Origin of the sequence: Klebsiella sp. 141203, from assembly GCF_032601985.1 — a bacterium.
In the GTDB taxonomy this organism is placed as follows: Bacteria; Pseudomonadota; Gammaproteobacteria; order Enterobacterales; family Enterobacteriaceae; genus Klebsiella; species Klebsiella aerogenes.
Genome location: NZ_JAQIRL010000003.1, coordinates 180,242 through 198,984, shown reverse-complemented (window position 1 = coordinate 198,984; position 18,743 = coordinate 180,242). Strand labels below are relative to the sequence as shown.

The following is an 18,743-nucleotide window of genomic DNA, read 5'->3' as shown; positions in this document are numbered from 1 at the left end:
ACCGCCATTGCCCGGCGGCGTTTTTTATTTCGCCTTACACTGCGCCGGGTCGTATACCGTCTTCCAGTCCTGCTGCATATCGACAACCGTCCAGCCCTTCTGTTTCGCCTCGGCCAATCCTTTCACCAGCTTGCCGCTGGCGGAAGGATGGCTGTCGTAGGCATACTCCCGCGCCGCATCGGTATGGTGGACCAGCAGCTCAAAGGTTTTATAGTTCGGGTTGGCGGCGGTGTATTGCAGCATCGCCAGATCGCCATCGCTGTTGCCGAAAGCCGCAACCGGGCGCTGCCCCATAAACAGGTGGATCGCCACCGGCTTGGCCGCGGCGTCATCATTAAATGCGCCTTTCATCGTTTTGCGAAGCTGGGTGCCATTGTCCGTCAGACTAAACTCGCTGAGCGCGAACGAACCGATAACCTGCTCCGGCGGAATACCGTACATTTTCGCCGACACTACGCGCATGAAGTCAATTCCGCCGCCGGAAACGATCCACGTTTTAAAACCATTGGCGCGCAGATAGTCCAGCAACTGTCGCATCGGCTGATATCCCAACTGGTCGTAGCGACAGCCGGTACGTTTATCCTGATGGCTGTCAAACCATGCGCTGACTCGCTGACTAAACTCTTCGGTGGTCATGCCGCTATGGGTTAACGCCAGCAGCTTGAGTAGCCCTTTTTCACCGCCCGCCGCTACCGTTTTCAAATCATTGTTCAGTACCGCCGCCACCAGCGGATCTTTTTGCCATTGCGGATGTTCCGGCGCCAGTCTTTTCACTTCATCCACCGCGAACTGTAGTTGGAAAGTCAGCGGCGCTTCCGGCCACAGGGTGCCGTCGTTATCGAAAACCACATAGCGCTTATCCAGCGGAATAAAGTCCGCCCCGCCTTCACGCGTCGCCCCCTGCACCCATTGCTCAATCGCCTGTTTAGCAGGGGTATCTTTCCATGCCGGCAGCATATCGGTGGCTGCCGCGCTGGTGAAGCTCAATAGCAGCATGCTGAGCAGTACTGTTTTTTTCATTGTTTTTCCTTCTTATTCCACCGCCAAAAACCAGACCTACTTCAGCATGGCGGCAATCTTCTCAAGCGTCGGTTTAACCGTCGCGTAAAAATGGCGAAAGCCAGGACACAAATAATTGAGCCCCTCTTCGCCGTCCGGGGCGCGCACGATGCGGTTTTTCGGGCATTCGCCCCAGCATAAATTCAGATGCGGGCAGCTTTTGCAGTAGGCGGGCAGCGTCTCTTTCTTGCCCATCCCAAACACTTTCTGCCGCTCGGAAAAGACCATATGCGCCAGCTTATGCGCCTTAATATTGCCAAGCTTATATTCCGGGTAGACGTAGTGATCGCAGGAGTAGACGTCGCCGTTTTTCTCAATCGCCAGCGCCTTGCCGCAAAACGGCGCGGTGATGCATAACTGGGATGGAAGCCCCATAGTCTGTACCACGGCGGTTTCGAACAAATTCACCTGCACGCGGCCCAGATCGTAGGTCACCCACTCATCAAAAGCTTCGGTCAGAAAATGTCCCCAATCGTCCGGATCCACCGACCAGTCGGTGACGATAGAATCCAGATCGCCCGGTTTCGCCCGGCGGCTGCCGGTGATGGGGATCGTCTCTTCGCGCCAGAACTGCGGCGCGGTAGTTTTAAACTCGGCGGCCTCTACGCAGGGCGTAAACTGGATATAGGTGGCGCCGAGTTCGCGGGTAAGAAAACGATATACCTCGCGCGGGAAACGGGCATTCACCCGGTTAACGACTGCCAGCGCGTTGAACGGCACGCCGTGGCGCTTCAGCGCCGCGATCCCTTCCATGACCTTATCGAAGGTCGGCTTGCCGCTTCGCGTCACGCGGAAGCGATCGTGGATCTCGCGCGGGCCATCGATCGATACCCCGACCAGGAAGTTATGCGCCTTTAAGAAGGCCGCCCACTTATCGTTAATCAGCACGCCATTGGTCTGCAGATCGTTCTCAATGCGCTGGTGCTTCGGCTGATATTTCTTTTGCAGCTCAACGACCTTTTCGAAAAACTCCAGCCCCATCAGGGTTGGCTCGCCGCCCTGCCAGGAGAAAATAATCTCTTCGCCGTCCTGGCTTTGGATGTACTGACGAATGAAATTCTCCAGTACCTCGTCGCTCATTCCTTTGTCGTGCGGCTGATGCAGAAGCTGCTCTTTATGCAGATAAAAACAGTATTGACAGTCCAGGTTGCAGGTGGAGCCGCTGGGTTTCGCCATCATGTGATAGCGGCGTTTATAGGCGGGCAGATAGTGCCCCTGGTTCTGTAATGGCGTTAATGGAATGGTGGTGCTTTTTTTCATCGACCAGAACCTATCTCTAGAATGCTCACAACAGCAAAAGGCCCGGACATCTCGCCCGGGCCAACGTCATTTTAATTACCGGTCGGCATCGCCAACTGGAACCCTTCTTTTTGTAACTGCTCGCGGATATTGCTAAAGCGTTGGTACTGCGACAGGGTAATCGGCCCGCTATAGGCTTCGCTCTGCGGCTTACGCGGTGGATACTCGACGTAGGTTTTCATCAACTTAGTGATGGCTTCATTGAAGGTCACCAGCGTCCAGGTATGCTCGGTATAGTTGTTCATAAAGATATCGTAGCGTTCCTGCGGATCCTGCCAGAGGTCGAAAATCTGCGGCACCGTCGCGACATAGGACTCCGGTCCTTTCCAGCCGAGGTTGGAATCCACCGCCAGGCCGCCGGTTTTCGCGCCGTTATCGCCGCGCAGGTTAAACACCGCCTTATAGTGGCCGACGCGCGCCGCCCCCGGGGTCAACTCATTTTCAGTGAAGTAGAACCAGGAGGTACGCGGATCTTTACCCGTGCCAAACAGTACCGGTGAAATATCGTAGCTATCGAAGATAATCGGCTGCCCGGCGCGGTCTTTGGTCGGTAATTTAACGCCGGCCACCGAAGCAAAAGTCGCCATCAGATCGAGGCCGCCAACGATATCGTGGTTACGGCTGTGCTCTTTAATCTTGCCCGGCCACCAGGCGATAGCCGGAACGCGGCTGCCGCCTTCGCGGTCAGTGCCTTTGGTACCGCGGAATGGCGTATAGCCAGCATCCGGATAAACGTCCTGCCAGGCGCCGTTATCGGTGGTCCATACCACAAGGGTGTTTTTATCGATCCCCAACTCGCGCAGCTTATCCATGATATGGCCTACGCGAGCATCCATTTCCACCATCGAGTCGGCGTATTTGCTCTTCGACATCGACTTGCCGACGTAATCCGGATCCGGCATGTTCGGCTGGTGGTTCTTCATAAAGTTGATGCTCATGAAGAACGGTTCGGAAGATTTTGCGTTTGCTTCGAGATAGTCCAGCGAGGCCTTCTCGACGTAGCGGTCGAAGAATGGGATCCCGACCACGCCCTCTTTGCCATCAACGACCGGGGTATTCACATACTGGCCGTTAATTTTGAACTCTTCCTTCGGCGCTTCGCCCGCCTTGCCGGAGAGCGCGCCGCGGGTGACGCGGGCAAACATTTCACGCAGTTGCGGATCCATATCCGGGAACCAGGTCGGGTCGGCATAGGTATAGGCGTTCAGGTGATAGAGGCCGACGTATTTCATTTCGTCGTAGCCCTGCGCGTTTGGTAACGCGTAATCGGCTTCGCCGAGGTGCCACTTACCGGTAAAGAAGGTTTTATAGCCGCCGGTTTTCAGTACCGAGGCCAGCGTCCACTCTTCTTTCGGTAAACCGCCGCCTTGCCCCTGGAAAGCCACGGTGGTCATACCGCTACGGTTGGGAATGCGCCCGGTCTGCATCGCCGCGCGGCCCGGCGTGCTGCTCGGCTGGCCGTAGAAGTCGAAAAAGGTCATCCCCTCATCGGCCATTCTGTCGAGGTTTGGCGTCGGCATACCGCGGCCTTCGCCGCCGCCGTAGACGCCGAGGTCGCCATAGCCGGTATCGTCAGAGACGATCAGGATAATATTGGGCTTCTTTGCCGCACCATCGCTGGAGCCAGCCGCATTTTGATCGGCGGCATTGGCCGTCGCGCCGGGTAATAACGAACCGGCGGCAAATGCCAGCACGCCGATACCCTTGTATTTTTTATTCATCTTCAAACCTCATTGCTCAGAATGCGCCTGATTTAACTTACGATTTAGCTAAAGTCAGGCAGGCGTTGTCAGATTAGATAAGTCTCAATATGAGATGAGCGACATCGGCAAATATTCTTGTCGCTACTGAGGCGATTGCGCTTAAGTGAAGTAGAGAAAGCAATAAAAATCCACAGGTTCTGGTTTTATTTTTTAATTTATGCAAAGCGCATCACTATCACCGTTTCGCTAAAGAAACCCGCCGCAAAAGCAATATTATCATTCAATATTTAAGTGGATTCTTAGTTACTAAAAATAGAAGCCCAACTACCCACTAAAACAGTCTAAGTGAGTGTTTTAAAAAGAGCGATAGATCAGTCCGTTAACGGACTCTAAAAGTGTCGTCTGCTATCTGGCGCCAGCTTTTAAATTTAGATATTTTGTATCAGGCGTAATTCCGCGCCGTTAAAATATAAAGTATCGCCACTGCAAAATAGCAAAGAGTAATTAAGCGGTAGAATTGAGTCTGGAGAGAAGATGAGTCGTATTCAAACGCCCTATTCCCACATCATCGATGAATATAATAAGATGATTTCAAAGAATATAAAGGCGATAGACTCGTTAGCTCTCAGCAATAATATCCGCAAGATTGCCGATGAAACACATTTCACTCTGAGTACAGGCGAGATTATTATTGTTCTTGAAGGCGTTATTGCCATTGAGATGCAGGAGCACAACTTTATTGTCGCCCCAGGAAAAGCAAAAACCCAGCCGAAAAAGTTGTTTCAGATCGGTAAAGGCATCAAAGGGATGTTTTTCGGTATCGTCGAGAATTATGGTCCGGGTATTCAGCTGCACTATACCGCCAAAAAAAATGTCAAAGTGTTCAGCTGTAATCTCGAATACTTTGAGAAACATTTTACTCAGCCCGATAAATTCACCTTCCTGATGAACATGATGGCCATCACGCTGGCGTTTTTGCTCGATGCGCATGACGAAAGAGCTATTGGCACCCGCTATTTTGTCATTCGCTCCATGATTTATCGTTATCTCAAACAGAAAAATGAAGGCGTATTACACGATCCGAGCCTGGCGAACTTTATCCTGCGACGCACCAAAATGTCGCGTAGCTATCTGTTTCAGGTACTTTCCGATCTGAAAAACGGCGGCTATATCACGATGAAAAACGGCGAGCTCGTCGATATTGTCAACGAGCTGCCGGAAAAATATTAACGCCGTTGGCTTAACTCTTATCCTGCCCCCGGCGCTTAAACTGCCCGGCGTCGATGTCGTACTGCTTCATCTTGCGCCACAGTGTGGTACGGCCAATATTCAGCAACTGCGACATCTCCTGTACCCGGCCGCTGGTCACTCGCGCCGCCTGGATAATCGCCTCTTTCTCGATGGCGCTGAAAGACAGGCTTGATGGTAGTAATGAGGACGCCGTTTCGCTGCCCGGCCGGGTAGAGAAGAGATGCTCGGGGAGATTGCTTAAGCGGATATGACCGTTATCGCTACTCATCGCGATATTCTCAATAATGCTATTAAGCTCAAAATCGTTGCCTGGCCACGGGTAGGCCACCAGTTGCGCCAGCGCGTCGTCATCCACCTTCAGGCGCGATGAAAAGCGTTTTTCCAGCCGACGCAGACGGCTATGCACTAACGAAGGAATACTGCCGCGCCGCGCCCGCAGCGGCGGAATGACGATTTCAAACGAATGTAGCGCATAGTAAAGCTGGCGGCTAAAGCGGTTCTGCTCCACCAGATTGGCGAGGTCGACGGTGGTGGTGGCGATCACTTTCACATCCACCGGAATCAGCCGCCGGGCATCAAGACGCGTCAGCACGCCCTGTTTTATCACCTGCAGCAGCGCTGACTGCAACTCGGGGGCCAGATACTCTATTTTTTCCAGGAAAAGCGTGCCGCCGTTGGCCAGTTCGAGTCGGCTGAGGCGGCCATTTTCATCGTCGGTTGGCGCGCTGCCCATAAAATCCTGGCCCAGTACGCTGTCGGCGTACAGCTGGCAGTTAACCGAAATATACGGGCCCGGCGCCCGTTCGCTTTCGTTATGGATCGCCTGGCTCAGTAATTCTTTACCCACCCCTTCCTCGCCGCACAGCAGCACCGGGAAAGCGCCGCGCGCCGCCTGGCGGCCAAAGTGGATCAGCCTGCGGGTTTCCGGATCATCCGCCGACATCTGTTCGAAGGTATGGCTCACTTTGCCCAATTGGCTGGTCATTAATTGACGCATCTGCTCCACCGGGTGGAGCAGTAAAATAAAGCTATTGCCCTGCTCCTCCACGATAGGCTTCAGGGTGATCACCGCGTCGATAAATTGATGCTGGCTCTCAAAGGTCACTTCCACATGATTAAGGCCGCGGGCCTGTTTAATCGCGCGGCGCAGCAACGCCGGCAGGGTCAGCAGCTCATTGATATTTCGCCCCTGGCTGGCCTGGGTATCGAGATGGAGCAGCGTGGCCGCCTGCACGTTGAGAAACTGCAGCACTCCCTGCTCGTTCCACGCCATCACCCCGTCGTCCATACTTTCCAGCAGGCCGTACATTTGATTAAGGTGGCGGTTAGATTCCGCCAGCAGGCTGTCGGTAAGCAGCGAGTTACCCACTTCGCGGGCGATGGCCAACGTCAGCGACAGATCCGCCGGGGCCCACTCTTCGCGCAGGCAGCATAGCGAAATCGATCCAAACAGACGGCCATGGTTATCGAACACCGGCGTCGAACTAAACGACCAGCGCCGCAGCGCCTGCTTAAAGTGCTCGTCCCCCGCGGTGTTGACCGGCTGTCCGAGCATCGAAGCCAGCGACAGCGCGCAGGTGCCGATAATGCTTTCCGCACAGTAGCTGCCGTCGCGAAATCCCAGCTCCGCCAGTTGTTCCAGGGTCTGAGGATTGCCACAGCGGCTCAGAATACAGGCCGACTCATCAAGGATGAACAGCGCGCAGGGGCGGTTGGCCATAAACTCCCACGCATCTTCCAGCGCTGCCTGGCCGATGGTAAGCAGCGCGGTTTTGCGACGGCAGATCGATTCAAAGGTCAGCCCCTGTGCCTGATGCGGCGCCTGCCAGGTTTCCCGCTGCATAAATTTGCTGCAGCGATGCCACGACTGGCTGATAACGGCTGAAACTTCATTTTCCGCGCCCTGAGTCTGAGCTGTCATATCCCTTTTCCGCTGGAGTTAACACAGTTAAAACGACAAAACCCTCCGGCAGCGGGTGCCGGAGGGGAAAGTTCATGCCGCATTATGCTGCGGCGTCTCGGTCAGGCGAAAACGAATTAACGAGCCAGCCACTGCTGCCCAAGCAGGTCAGCGGTAAGGATGGCGGCATAGACGCTATCCGCGGTGACCGGGAACGGCATATTGTGGATGGTTTCGCCTTCCGCGCAGGTGGCTTTCGCGACCGCGTGGATTTTGCTTTCGATACCCTCTTTCACGCCCATCTGCGCAAGGGTGATCGGCAGGCCGACTTTTTCACAGAAGCCCATCACGGTTTCGATCTCTTCCAGCGGGCTGTTTTGTAGTACCAGCTGCGCCAGGGTGCCGAAGGCGACTTTTTCGCCGTGATACAAATGGTGGCACTCTTCAAGAATGGTGAAACCGTTGTGAATCGCGTGCGCGCCGGCCAGGCCGCTGCTCTCAAAGCCGATACCGCTCAGATAGGTGTTGGCTTCGACAATGCGCTCCAGCGCATCGGTCACCACTCCAGCCTGAGCCGCCAGACGTGCTTTTTCGCCTTCCGCCAGCAGCGTATCATAGCACAGGCGCGCCAGGCTCAAGGCCGCCGCCGTGGACTGCCCGCCCGCCATGCTGGTGGCTCGCGCATCGAAGCAGGCCTTGGCTTCAAACCAGGTGGAGAGCGCATCGCCCATCCCTGCCACCAGCAAGCGTACCGGCGCTTTGGCGATAATCGCCGTGTCCATCACCACCATATCCGGGTTTTTCGGGTAGATCAGATACTCTTCAAACTCGCCCGCCTCGGTGTAGATAACCGACAGCGCGCTGGTCGGCGCATCGGTTGAGGCAATTGTCGGGATCACCACCACCGGCAGCTTCTGGTAATAGCCGATAGCCTTCGCGGTATCGAGGGTTTTCCCGCCGCCGATACCCACCACGCCGCGGCAGCCGTGCTGCTTAAGAATGGCGATCAGACGGTTGATTTCCGCATGGCTGCACTCGCCGTTAAACCGTTCCGCATGGCAGCTAATATTGTGGCTATGCAGGCCGTTCAATACTTTGTCGCCCGCCAGCTTCATCACGAAGTCATCGGCGATAACAAAAAAGCTGTCGGCCAGGTTTTTAGCGTATTCGCCAAACAGCATGGCGGCATCAGGTCCCTGGAGATATTTGGCTGGAGATTGAATAACTTTTAGCATTCCTTTCACCCTCAAATAAGTGCGTATGTTGACACGTGAGCCCAGGCCGTCATGCCGCGGCGCCTGATATCAATGGCGCTTACAGCCACGCTGCCGGAGCGATGCAACCACTGTAGGGCGAGCCACGGCGAAAAAAATTTTTCCCTTTTTTGTTCTCTTCTGAAACAGATAAAAAAATAATACGTTTCATATTGAAACGTCATTACTGAGAAAGCGATCGGATTGCGATCGCGATCGGCTCATTTTGGCTAAAAGCCGCTATCGTCCCCTCCTCTTTAACGCACAAAATCGGCTCAACGCGGCACAATGGCGAAAAAAATCATCATTTTCCCCGCTCTGATAGCAGAAAAAAACGGACAAATTATTAGCGCTGGCTCGCATTTCTGGTGTTTATCGGTGAATAACGTTCCATAAAGGAACAAAAATCATTTTCTACGTTCCGTTATGGAACCCATTTTGACGGCATTTTATTTTGCGCCCGCTCAGCCAGAATCACTACATCGCCGGGCTACCCTTATAGACAGGCGACCTCCCCCTACCCTACGGAGCATAAACAATGAAAAAACTGATTAACCGTGTGGAAGATGTACTGAGTGAACAGCTTATCGGCCTGGCGAAGGCGCATCCTGAATTGACGCTGCACCAGGACCCGGTCTATGTCACCCGCGCCGATGCGCCGGTCGCCGGCAAAGTGGCGCTGCTCTCCGGCGGTGGCAGCGGACACGAACCGATGCACTGCGGCTACATCGGCCAGGGCATGCTTTCCGGCGCCTGCCCGGGGGAAATTTTCACCTCGCCGACGCCGGACAAAATGTTCGAATGCGCGATGCAGATTGACGGCGGCGAAGGCGTCCTGCTGATTATCAAAAACTATACCGGCGACATCCTGAATTTTGAGACCGCTACCGAGCTGCTGCACGAAAGCGGCGTTAAGGTCACCACCGTCGTGGTGGATGACGACGTGGCGGTAAAAGATAGTCTCTATACCGCCGGACGCCGCGGCGTCGCCAATACCGTGCTGATTGAAAAACTGGTCGGCGCCGCCGCCGAACGCGGCGACTCGCTGGAAGCCTGCGCTGAACTGGGCCGCCGTTTAAATAACCTTGGCCACTCGATTGGCATCGCGCTGGGCGCCTGCACCGTACCGGCCGCCGGACAGCCCTCCTTTACCCTGAAAGACGATGAGATGGAGTTCGGCGTCGGCATCCATGGCGAGCCAGGTATCGACCGCCGCCGCTTCAGCTCGCTCGACCAAACCGTCGATGAGATGTTCGATACCCTGCTGGAAAACGGCGTATACAGCCGCACGCTGCGCCAGTGGGATAACGTCAAGGGAGCGTGGCAGGAAGTGAAACAGAGCAAAACCGCGCTGCAAAACGGCGATCGGGTTATCGCGCTGGTCAATAACCTCGGCGCCACCCCGCTTTCTGAACTGTACGGCGTTTACAACCGCCTCGCCCAGCGCTGCGAAGCCTCCGGCATTGTGATTGAACGCAACCTCATCGGCAGCTACTGCACCTCGCTGGATATGGCGGGTTTCTCCATCACCCTGCTGAAAGCGGATGATGACACGCTGGCGTTATGGGACGCCCCGGTCCATACCCCGGCGCTGAACTGGGGAAAATAAGGAGCACGACATGTCACTGAACAGAACGCAAATCGTCGACTGGCTGTACCGCTGCGGCGACATTTTCACCAAACAGAGCGATTTTCTCACCGGCCTTGATAAAGAGATCGGTGATGCCGACCACGGCCTCAATATGCACCGCGGCTTCAGCAAAGTGGTCGAAAAGCTGCCGTCGATCGCCGATAAAGACATCGGTTTTATTCTCAAGAATACCGGGATGACGCTGCTTTCCAACGTCGGCGGCGCCAGCGGTCCGCTGTTCGGCACCTTCTTTATCCGCGCCGCCCAGGTCACCCAGGCGCATCAAAGCCTGACCCTCGACGAACTTTATCAGATGATCCGCGAAGGCGCGGACGGCGTCGTCAACCGTGGTAAAGCGGAGCCGGGCGATAAGACGATGTGCGACGTCTGGCTGCCGGTAGTGGAATCCCTGCGTCATTCCAGCGAGCAGCATTTGTCTATCCCTGCCGCGCTGGATGCCGCCTGTGAAGTGGCCGAGCGCGCCGCCCACGCCACCATCACCATGCAGGCGCGTAAAGGCCGCGCCAGCTATCTCGGCGAGCGCAGCATCGGGCATCAGGATCCCGGCGCGACCTCGGTGCTGTTTATGGTTCAGATGCTGGCTGCCGCCGCCAAAGAGTAAGGAAATCGCGATGGTAAACCTGGTTATTGTTTCTCATAGCGCCCGGCTGGGCGAAGGTGTCGGAGAACTGGCCCGGCAGATGTTAATGAACGATGGCTGTAAGCTTGCGATCGCCGCCGGGATCGACGATCCCGACAGCCCCATCGGCACCGATCCGATTAAAGTCATGGAGGCGATCGAGTCCGTCGCCGACACCGACCATGTACTGGTGATGATGGATATCGGCAGCGCCCTGCTCAGCGCCGAAACCGCCCTCGATCTACTCGATCCGGCGATTGCGGCAAAAGTGCGGCTGTGCGCCGCGCCGCTGGTCGAAGGGACGCTGGCGGCCACCGTCAGCGCCGCCTCCGGCGCCGGAATCGACAAAGTTATCGCCGATGCCATGAACGCCCTGGAAGCCAAGCGGGTTCAGCTGGGTTTACCTTCGCACACGCCTGACGCCGCCGCCCCAACGTTTGCTGACGACGGCGACGCTAAATCGGTTTCAGTCATTATTAACAATCACAACGGCCTGCACGTGCGTCCGGCATCAAAGCTGGTCGCCGCGCTGGCGGGTTTTAACGCCGACCTGGTACTGGAGAAAAACGGCAAATGCGTTACCCCGGACAGTCTGAATCAAATCGCTCTGCTGCAGGTGCGCCGCCACGATAAGCTGCGCCTGCTGGCTCGTGGTCCGGACGCCGATGCCGCGCTGGCGGCGTTTCAGGCGCTGGCCGCCGATAACTTCGGCGAGTCGCCGGAGGCGCAACCGACAGCGGAACCCGCCATACCTGCGCGTGTTGAAGGCGCCGCCCTGCTTTATCCGCTGGCGGCGATCCAACCGGCGCTCCCCACCGCCGCCGACATCGCCCGCGAGCAGCAGCGCCTGCGCCAGGCGATCGACCAGACGCTGGCCGATCTCAATGCGCTCACCGAGCTGGCGGAAAACAAATTTAACGCCGATATCGCGGCGATCTTCGCCGGCCATCACACCTTGCTCGACGATGAAGATCTGTTTGATGCCGCCAACGATCGCCTGCTCACCGAACAGTGCTCGGCGGAATGGGCGTGGCATCAGGTGCTGATGGAGCTCAGCCAACAGTATCGCCAGCTGGATGACGCCTACCTGCAGGCGCGCTATATCGATATCGAAGATATTCTGCAGCGCACGCTACGCCATCTGCAGGGTATTAAGGAAATACTGCCAACTCCCAGTGAGCCGACGATTATTATCGCCGACAATATTTATCCCTCGACCGTACTCCAACTGGATGCCAGCAAGATCACCGGCCTGTGCCTGCGCGACGGCAGCGAACAGGCCCACGGCGCGATTATCGCCCGCGCGGCGGGGATCGCCTGGCTATGCCAGCAGGGCGAAGCGCTGAATGATATTGAGCCTGGCGAAGCCATCACGCTCGATATGCGTCAGCAACGTCTTATTCGTCGCTAAATCCACTTTGACCGTTACCACTCCGGAGGCCCGCCTCCGGAGGGTGAGTTTTCGCTTACTGATCAGGAACCACTATGTCTCAATTCTTTTTTAACCAGCGCGCCAGCCTCGTTAACGACGTGATCGAGGGTACCATTATTGCCAGCCCGTGGAACAACCTCGCCCGCCTGGAGAGCGACCCGGCGATCCGTGTAGTGGTGCGCCGCGATCTGAATAAAAACAACGTGGCGGTGATTTCCGGCGGCGGCTCCGGCCATGAACCGGCGCACGTCGGCTTTATTGGTAAAGGCATGCTGACCGCCGCGGTCTGCGGCGATCTGTTCGCCTCGCCGAGCGTCGACGCGGTACTCACCGCGATTCAGGCGGTGACCGGCGAGGCGGGCTGTCTGCTGATCGTTAAAAACTACACCGGCGATCGGCTTAACTTCGGCCTCGCGGCGGAGAAAGCGCGCCGTCTTGGCTATAACGTAGAGATGCTGATCGTCGGCGACGATATTTCGCTGCCGGATAACAAACAGCCGCGCGGCATCGCCGGGACCATTCTGGTGCATAAAGTGGCGGGCTATTTCGCCGAGCGCGGCTTCAACCTCGCCACCGTCCTGCGTGAAGCGCAATATGCCGCCAACCATACCGCCAGCATCGGGGTGGCGCTGGCCAGCTGTCACCTGCCGCAGGAAGCGGAAAGCGCGCCGCGCCATCAGCCCGGCCACGCCGAGCTGGGAATGGGCATCCACGGCGAGCCGGGAGCTTCGACGATCGCGACCCATAACAGCGCGGAAATCATGCAGATTTTGGTAGAGAAGCTGACCGCCGCCCTACCTGAAACCGGCCGCCTGGCGGTGATGCTCAATAATCTCGGCGGCGTGTCGGTGGCCGAGATGGCGATTCTGACCCGCGAGCTGGCCAATACCCCACTCCATGCGCGCATTGACTGGTTGATTGGTCCGGCTTCGCTGGTAACGGCGCTGGATATGAAAGGCTTTTCGCTGACCACTATCGTGCTGGAAGAGAGCATTGAAAAGGCGCTGCTGTCGGATGTCGAAACCGCCAGTTGGCAGAAGCCGGTGCAGCCGCGGGCCGTTAACATTATGCCGTCCGCGCTCGCCAGCGCACGCGTCGCCTTTACGCCATCGGCCAACCCGCAGGTGGGCGATTACGTGGCGCAGGTGACCAGCACGCTCTCCGGCCTCGAAACCCATCTCAACGCGCTGGACGCCAAAGTGGGCGACGGCGATACCGGCTCCACCTTCGCCGCCGGCGCGCGCGAGATTGCCGCTCTGCTGCAACGCCAGCAACTGCCGCTCAATGATTTACCCACGCTGTTCGCGCTAATCGGCGAACGCCTGACGGTGGTAATGGGCGGCTCCAGCGGCGTATTGATGTCGATTTTCTTCACCGCCGCCGGGCAGAAACTGGAGCAAGGCGCCAGCGTGGCCGAAGCGCTGAATGCGGGTCTGGGGCAGATGAAATTTTACGGCGGCGCCGATGAGGGCGACCGGACGATGATTGATGCTCTACAGCCGGCGCTGGCGGCGCTGCTGGCCGAACCGGATAATCTGCAGGCCGCTTTTGCCGCGGCGCAGGCCGGCGCGGATCGCACCTGCCAGTCGAGCAAAGCCGGCGCCGGGCGTGCATCCTATCTCAATAGCGAGAGCCTGCTCGGCAATATGGACCCCGGCGCCCACGCGGTAGCGATGGTGTTTAAGACGCTGGCTGAACGCTAAGCCTCACCCGGTAGCGCTGCGCTTACCGGGGCGACATAACACCACTGAAAGGTAGCCCGGATAAGGCGCAACGCGCCGCTATCCGGGTTTACCACACTGCCGATTATTTGCTATGCCAGTACGCCTGCGAGCGCACCAGTTGCTGATCGATACTCGGCTCCTCAAAGCGCGCCAGCAGTGATTTCACCACGCCGCCTTCTCCGGTCAGCCAGATAAAATAATCGTCTGACGGCACCTTAACCTGTGCCAGACGCTCGGCAACGAACCCCGGGTTGTGGCCCACCACCCATTCGATATTAAAGCCGTCGAGATCCGCCAGATAATCTTTATACGAAGCATCCGCGACGGTGACGATGGCCGTCACCTGCGGCGTCACCGGCAGCTGGCGTAATCCCAGCAGGCGACGGCGCAGCGCCGGCATGCCGGACTCGTCACAGACATAAAGCTGCCAGGCGTAATCTTCCGGCACCACCAGCGAGCCGCGCGGCCCGCCGATCACCAGCTTATCGCCGACGTTGGTTTCCAGCGCCCAGCGGCTGGCAATACCGCCATCGTGGATATAAAAATCGTAGGCCAGCTCGTGGCGTTCGGCATCGTACAGCGGCGTGTAGTCGCGGGTCGCCGGGCGCACGCCCTCGCCCCAGTTAATGCCTTCGTCGGTCACTTCCGGCGGTGTAAATACGCTGCCCGCCTGCGGGAAAAACAGTTTGGTGTGGTCGTCAAAACCTTGTGAAACAAAGCCATCCAGCGCCTCGCCCCCCAGCACGATCCGCTGGAACGCTTGGCCGATACGCTCAACGCGCAGCACGGTTAATTCGCGAAAACGTAGTTCGTTACGCACGCGTTGCGGGTATTTAGTTTGTTTGATTATTGTCATCCGTCATCGCCTTGGTGAAGGGTAAATAGATATATCTAAACTCAGTGCAAATGATAATGATTGCCATTAATGAAAATGGCAAGTTTTTTTTGATATAAATTACAGGAAAGCTTCATCAAAGCTAAAAACAACAATAAACCAATTAATATCAACCAATTATAAATTATACATTGTCTTTTTTTACTATTTAGATATAAATTAGATATATCAAAAATATGCAGGAGAACTGATGCGACATCATCATGAAGAAGGCCACGGCGAACAGGGCCGTCGCGGCGGCGGACGCCGCCAGCGTTTCTTTGGCCACGGCGAATTGCGCCTGGTGATCCTCGATATCCTTTCGCGCAACGCCAGCCACGGCTATGAGCTGATTAAAGAGATTGAGGCGCTGACGCAGGGCAATTACAGCCCCAGCCCCGGCGTTATCTATCCGACGCTCGACCTGCTGCAGGATCAGGGATTGATTAGCGTAGAAGAGGAAAATGGGCGTAAAAAAATCGCTATCACCGAAGAGGGACGCCGCCTGTGCGCCGAAAGCGGCGCACAGTTAAGCCAAATTCAGACGCGCCTGCAGGAACGCATGGTCGGCTGCGAATTGCGCAAAAATCCGCAGATGAAACGCGCGCTGGAAAACTTTAAAGCGGTGCTGGACCTGAAGGTCAACCAGCAGAGCATCAGCGACGCGCAGTTGAAACAGATTATCGGCGTGATTGACCGCGCGGCGATGGAAATTTCCCAGCTCGATTAACCTCTCGCACCACAATAGTTCCCAGGCTGCTCCAACACGCGGCAGCCTGCACCACCCCAATTCATACCGCTTCACACCCCAACGGCAGTTTATCTTGCGGCCTCAGGAATAAAACGTGCCAATAATTAAGTTATGAGATTAAATTTTGCACATTTGCGCCTTAACTTTGCGTTTATCCCGATTTTCATCGTCGCTGCCAGGCTGGCGTAATCCCTGCAATACTTAATTCAGTATCATGTGATACGCCCCCCCCAGGAGCACATTTTGAACAGGTTACCTTCCAGCGCATCGGCTCTGGCCTGCAGCGCGCACGCACTGAATCTCATTGAGAAGCAATCGCTCTCCCATGACGAAATGAAAGCACTGAACCAGGAGGTGAGAGAATACTTTAAAGAACATGTGAACCCGGGGTTTCTGGAGTATAGAAAATCGGTCACAGCCGGCGGGGATTACGGAGCCGTAGAGTGGCAAGCGGGAGGGTTAAATACGCTTGTCGACACCCAGGGACAGGAGTTTATCGACTGCCTTGGTGGGTTTGGCATCTTCAATGTAGGGCACCGTAATCCAGTTGTGGTATCCGCCGTCGAAAATCAACTCGCGAAACAACCGCTTCACAGCCAGGAGCTGCTGGACCCGCTGCGGGCGATGCTGGCGAAAACGCTGGCGGCCTTAACGCCCGGTAAGCTCAAATACAGTTTCTTCTGCAACAGCGGCACGGAATCCGTGGAAGCGGCGCTGAAGCTGGCAAAAGCCTATCAGTCTCCGCGCGGCAAATTTACCTTCGTCGCCACCAGCGGCGCGTTCCACGGTAAATCGCTCGGCGCGCTGTCGGCCACCGCGAAATCGACCTTCCGTAAACCGTTTATGCCGCTACTGCCGGGCTTCCGTCACGTGCCGTTCGGCGATATTAACGCCATGCGTTCCATTCTGAGCGAATGCAAGAAAACCGGTGATGACGTCGCGGCGGTGATCCTTGAGCCTATCCAGGGCGAAGGCGGCGTGATCCTGCCGCCGACGGGTTACTTACCGGCGGTCCGTAAACTGTGCGACGAGTTTGGCGCGTTGCTGATCCTCGACGAAGTACAGACCGGCATGGGCCGCACCGGCAAGATGTTCGCCTGCGAGCATGAAAACGTGCAGCCGGATATTCTGTGTCTGGCTAAAGCGCTCGGCGGCGGCGTAATGCCGATCGGCGCGACGGTAGCGACGGAAGAGGTCTTCTCGGTGCTGTTCGATAACCCATTCCTGCACACCACCACCTTCGGCGGCAACCCGCTGGCCTGCGCGGCGGCGCTGGCGACGATCAACGTCTTGCTCTCGCAGAACCTGCCGGCGCAGGCGGAGCAAAAAGGCGATCTGTTGCTGGACGGCTTCCGTCAACTGGCGCGCGAATATCCGGATCTGGTGAATGAAGTCCGCGGGAAAGGCATGTTGATGGCTATTGAGTTTGTCGATAACGAGATTGGCTACAACTTTGCCAGCGAGATGTTCAGACAGCGGGTGCTGGTCGCCGGGACGTTAAACAACGCCAAGACGATCCGCGTTGAACCGCCGCTGACGCTCACCCTCGAGCAGTGCGAGCAGGTACTGAAGGCGGCGCGCAAGGCGCTGGCGGCACTGCGCGTTTCGGTCGAAGAGACATAATTCACCCCCGACCCTCTCCCGTCGGGAGAGGGTATTTTCGCATTATACCACCCGCACGCCCGCCGGCATGACGCGCTCCGGCGTCAACAGCACGCTTTCGCTTTCATCCTCGGTTTCCGCGCATAACAGCATGCACTCAGAAGTTTCGCCACGCATTTTGGCTTTCGCCAGATTACACAGCACCACCACCGTTTTCCCCAGCAGCTCCTCTTCGCTGTAGTAGGGCACCAGGCTAGTGACCGTCTGCAGCGTGCGGTCGCCGACATCAATTCGCGCGATGTACAGTTTGTCAGCATTGTCATGGCGCTTCACCTCGACAATCTTGCCGACGCGCATCTCCAGTTTGGCAAAATCAGCGTAAGCTACGGTATCCATCTCTCACCTCCAGTAAATTTTTACTAAAAGATAGCAAGTTTTTGCCGTTCGTCTGCATAATGCTGATAATAATGCTACTTCTGTCACGCTATCGCCGGGGAAAACGGCCCTCGCGCGCTGGCGTTTTTTACTGAAATAAGGTGCAGGACGCGACGCTTGCTTTACAATAGATGGGCAAACATGGGCAACGTCCGATAAAGGAAAAAGATGGCAACGCTAAAAGACATTGCGACCGAAGCGGGTGTTTCGCTGGCGACGGTTTCCCGGGTGTTAAACGACGATCCCACCCTGAACGTAAAAGAAGAGACCAAGCATCGCATTCTCGAGATTGCGGAGAAGCTGGAGTATAAAAGCAGCAGCGCGCGTAAAACGCAGGTCCTACCCGTCGGCCATCATCATATCCTGGCGCTGTATAGCTACCAGCAAGAGCTGGAAATTAACGACCCTTACTATCTCGCCATTCGCCACGGTATTGAAACACAGTGCGAAAAGCTCGCTATCGAACTCACCAACTGCTATCTCAATAACACCCTGCCAGAGCTGAAAAAGGTCACTGGCGTATTGATTATCGGCCAGCCGACGCGCGAGCTCCGCGAGACCGCCAGCGCGCTGACCGACAATATCTGCTTTATTGATTTCCACGAAGCCGGCAGCCCGTACGATGCGGTGGATATCGACCTGGTACGTATCGCTAAAGAGGTGGTCGACTTCTTTATCCAGCAGGGCGCGTCGCGTATTGGATTTATCGGCGGCCAGGACCAGCCCGGCAAGGCCGATATTCGCGAAGTGGCGTTTGTGGAGTACGGTCAGTTGAAGGGCGTGGTTTCAGCCGATGATATCTGGCGCGGCGGTTTTTCCAGTTCTTCCGGTTATGAGCTGGCGAAGCAGATGCTGGCGCAAGCGGAGTTTCCGCGGGCGCTGTTTGTCGCCTCGGACTCCATCGCCATCGGCGTGCTGCGCGCCATTCACGAACGCGGGCTGGCGATCCCGGAAGATATTTCGCTGATTAGCGTCAACGATATCCCCACCGCGCGCTTTACCTTCCCGCCGCTGTCAACGGTGCGGATCCACTCCGAAATGATGGGCAGCCAGGGGGTGAACCTGCTGATCGAGAAGGCCCGCGATGGCCGCGCCCTGCCGCTTAACGTTTTTGTTCCCAGCGTGTTGAAGCTGCGCGGCACCACCCGTTAATCCAACCCCATCCCGGCGGCGCTACGCTTGGCCGGGCT

General features: G+C 56.5%; 15 protein-coding genes. 8 read left to right on the top strand and 7 right to left on the bottom strand.

The annotated features are described in order from the left end of the window. Window positions 1-24: 24 nt before the first annotated feature. The 3 genes from PGR29_RS13530 to PGR29_RS13520 all read right to left on the bottom strand — a co-directional run bounded on the left by PGR29_RS13530 (window position 25) and on the right by PGR29_RS13520 (window position 4,079). Window positions 25-1,020, bottom strand: coding sequence for an HAD family hydrolase (locus PGR29_RS13530; protein WP_087859865.1), 996 nt, complete (start codon window positions 1,018-1,020; stop codon window positions 25-27). A gap of 36 nt (window positions 1,021-1,056) precedes the next feature. Continuing rightward, entirely contained in the window at window positions 1,057-2,319 is a 1,263-nt protein-coding gene (locus tag PGR29_RS13525; protein ID WP_316424691.1) for an anaerobic sulfatase maturase, read from the bottom strand. A 71-nt stretch (window positions 2,320-2,390) separates the two neighbouring features. Continuing rightward, the gene (locus tag PGR29_RS13520; RefSeq protein ID WP_308958057.1) at window positions 2,391-4,079 is read right to left on the bottom strand and encodes an arylsulfatase; all 1,689 of its coding nucleotides are present in this window, start codon (window positions 4,077-4,079) and stop codon (window positions 2,391-2,393) included. Between the two features lie 516 nt (window positions 4,080-4,595). Between PGR29_RS13520 and PGR29_RS13515 the strand changes: the two genes are divergently transcribed. Next, complete coding sequence (locus PGR29_RS13515) at window positions 4,596-5,291, top strand: helix-turn-helix domain-containing protein (RefSeq protein ID WP_316424690.1); 696 nt, start codon at window positions 4,596-4,598, stop codon at window positions 5,289-5,291. 10 nt (window positions 5,292-5,301) lie between these two features. On the opposite strand, the gene dhaR is transcribed toward PGR29_RS13515, so the two are convergent. Together dhaR and PGR29_RS13505 are read right to left on the bottom strand one after the other, a co-directional pair. Further along, a complete protein-coding gene (dhaR, locus tag PGR29_RS13510) occupies window positions 5,302-7,233 on the bottom strand; it encodes a dihydroxyacetone kinase operon transcriptional regulator DhaR (RefSeq protein ID WP_087859867.1) in 1,932 nt (643 codons plus the stop codon). A 116-nt stretch (window positions 7,234-7,349) separates the two neighbouring features. Continuing rightward, window positions 7,350-8,447 carry a glycerol dehydrogenase gene (locus PGR29_RS13505; protein ID WP_007372182.1) on the bottom strand — a complete coding sequence of 366 codons (1,098 nt, stop codon included), beginning with the start codon at window positions 8,445-8,447 and terminating at the stop codon, window positions 7,350-7,352. Window positions 8,448-9,003: 556 nt separating this feature from the next. On the opposite strand from PGR29_RS13505, the gene dhaK reads away from it, so the two are divergent. The 4 genes from dhaK to PGR29_RS13485 all read left to right on the top strand — a co-directional run bounded on the left by dhaK (window position 9,004) and on the right by PGR29_RS13485 (window position 13,870). Further along, a complete protein-coding gene (gene dhaK, locus PGR29_RS13500) occupies window positions 9,004-10,074 on the top strand; it encodes a dihydroxyacetone kinase subunit DhaK (RefSeq protein WP_113373104.1) in 1,071 nt (356 codons plus the stop codon). Window positions 10,075-10,084: 10 nt separating this feature from the next. Continuing rightward, entirely contained in the window at window positions 10,085-10,717 is a 633-nt protein-coding gene (dhaL, locus tag PGR29_RS13495; RefSeq protein ID WP_007372179.1) for a dihydroxyacetone kinase subunit DhaL, read from the top strand. Window positions 10,718-10,727: 10 nt separating this feature from the next. Next, window positions 10,728-12,146: a dihydroxyacetone kinase phosphoryl donor subunit DhaM gene (gene dhaM / locus PGR29_RS13490; RefSeq protein WP_316424689.1), complete on the top strand. Its 1,419-nt coding sequence runs from the start codon at window positions 10,728-10,730 to the stop codon at window positions 12,144-12,146. A gap of 74 nt (window positions 12,147-12,220) precedes the next feature. Further along, window positions 12,221-13,870 (top strand): glycerone kinase, encoded by a 1,650-nt coding sequence (locus PGR29_RS13485; protein WP_316424688.1) that lies wholly within the window; start codon window positions 12,221-12,223, stop codon window positions 13,868-13,870. 103 nt (window positions 13,871-13,973) lie between these two features. On the opposite strand, the gene PGR29_RS13480 is transcribed toward PGR29_RS13485, so the two are convergent. After that, window positions 13,974-14,747 (bottom strand): siderophore-interacting protein, encoded by a 774-nt coding sequence (locus PGR29_RS13480; RefSeq protein WP_316424687.1) that lies wholly within the window; start codon window positions 14,745-14,747, stop codon window positions 13,974-13,976. Window positions 14,748-14,976: 229 nt separating this feature from the next. On the opposite strand from PGR29_RS13480, the gene PGR29_RS13475 reads away from it, so the two are divergent. Together PGR29_RS13475 and ygjG are read left to right on the top strand one after the other, a co-directional pair. Then, window positions 14,977-15,495: a PadR family transcriptional regulator gene (locus PGR29_RS13475; protein ID WP_087859873.1), complete on the top strand. Its 519-nt coding sequence runs from the start codon at window positions 14,977-14,979 to the stop codon at window positions 15,493-15,495. Window positions 15,496-15,759: 264 nt separating this feature from the next. After that, on the top strand, window positions 15,760-17,139 hold the full coding sequence (gene ygjG / locus PGR29_RS13470) for a putrescine aminotransferase (RefSeq protein WP_113373108.1): 1,380 nt from the start codon (window positions 15,760-15,762) through the stop codon (window positions 17,137-17,139). Window positions 17,140-17,181: 42 nt separating this feature from the next. On the opposite strand, the gene PGR29_RS13465 is transcribed toward ygjG, so the two are convergent. Continuing rightward, window positions 17,182-17,514 carry a tRNA-binding protein gene (locus PGR29_RS13465; protein WP_015369597.1) on the bottom strand — a complete coding sequence of 111 codons (333 nt, stop codon included), beginning with the start codon at window positions 17,512-17,514 and terminating at the stop codon, window positions 17,182-17,184. A gap of 207 nt (window positions 17,515-17,721) precedes the next feature. Between PGR29_RS13465 and ebgR the strand changes: the two genes are divergently transcribed. Further along, window positions 17,722-18,705 carry a transcriptional regulator EbgR gene (ebgR, locus tag PGR29_RS13460; RefSeq protein ID WP_009485173.1) on the top strand — a complete coding sequence of 328 codons (984 nt, stop codon included), beginning with the start codon at window positions 17,722-17,724 and terminating at the stop codon, window positions 18,703-18,705. Window positions 18,706-18,743: the final 38 nt, after the last annotated feature.

What these genes read in the sequence shown, in the direction of transcription:
- PGR29_RS13520 (WP_308958057.1), bottom strand. Translation starts at nt 4,079, where the DNA reads ATGAATAAAAAATACAAGGGTATCGGCGTGCTGGCATTTGCCGCCGGT.
- PGR29_RS13475 (WP_087859873.1), top strand. Translation starts at nt 14,977, where the DNA reads ATGCGACATCATCATGAAGAAGGCCACGGCGAACAGGGCCGTCGCGGC.
- dhaM (WP_316424689.1), top strand. Translation starts at nt 10,728, where the DNA reads ATGGTAAACCTGGTTATTGTTTCTCATAGCGCCCGGCTGGGCGAAGGT.
- PGR29_RS13485 (WP_316424688.1), top strand. Translation starts at nt 12,221, where the DNA reads ATGTCTCAATTCTTTTTTAACCAGCGCGCCAGCCTCGTTAACGACGTG.
- PGR29_RS13505 (WP_007372182.1), bottom strand. Translation starts at nt 8,447, where the DNA reads ATGCTAAAAGTTATTCAATCTCCAGCCAAATATCTCCAGGGACCTGAT.
- dhaL (WP_007372179.1), top strand. Translation starts at nt 10,085, where the DNA reads ATGTCACTGAACAGAACGCAAATCGTCGACTGGCTGTACCGCTGCGGC.
- PGR29_RS13480 (WP_316424687.1), bottom strand. Translation starts at nt 14,747, where the DNA reads ATGACAATAATCAAACAAACTAAATACCCGCAACGCGTGCGTAACGAA.
- PGR29_RS13530 (WP_087859865.1), bottom strand. Translation starts at nt 1,020, where the DNA reads ATGAAAAAAACAGTACTGCTCAGCATGCTGCTATTGAGCTTCACCAGC.
- PGR29_RS13515 (WP_316424690.1), top strand. Translation starts at nt 4,596, where the DNA reads ATGAGTCGTATTCAAACGCCCTATTCCCACATCATCGATGAATATAAT.
- PGR29_RS13465 (WP_015369597.1), bottom strand. Translation starts at nt 17,514, where the DNA reads ATGGATACCGTAGCTTACGCTGATTTTGCCAAACTGGAGATGCGCGTC.
- PGR29_RS13525 (WP_316424691.1), bottom strand. Translation starts at nt 2,319, where the DNA reads ATGAAAAAAAGCACCACCATTCCATTAACGCCATTACAGAACCAGGGG.
- dhaK (WP_113373104.1), top strand. Translation starts at nt 9,004, where the DNA reads ATGAAAAAACTGATTAACCGTGTGGAAGATGTACTGAGTGAACAGCTT.
- dhaR (WP_087859867.1), bottom strand. Translation starts at nt 7,233, where the DNA reads ATGACAGCTCAGACTCAGGGCGCGGAAAATGAAGTTTCAGCCGTTATC.
- ebgR (WP_009485173.1), top strand. Translation starts at nt 17,722, where the DNA reads ATGGCAACGCTAAAAGACATTGCGACCGAAGCGGGTGTTTCGCTGGCG.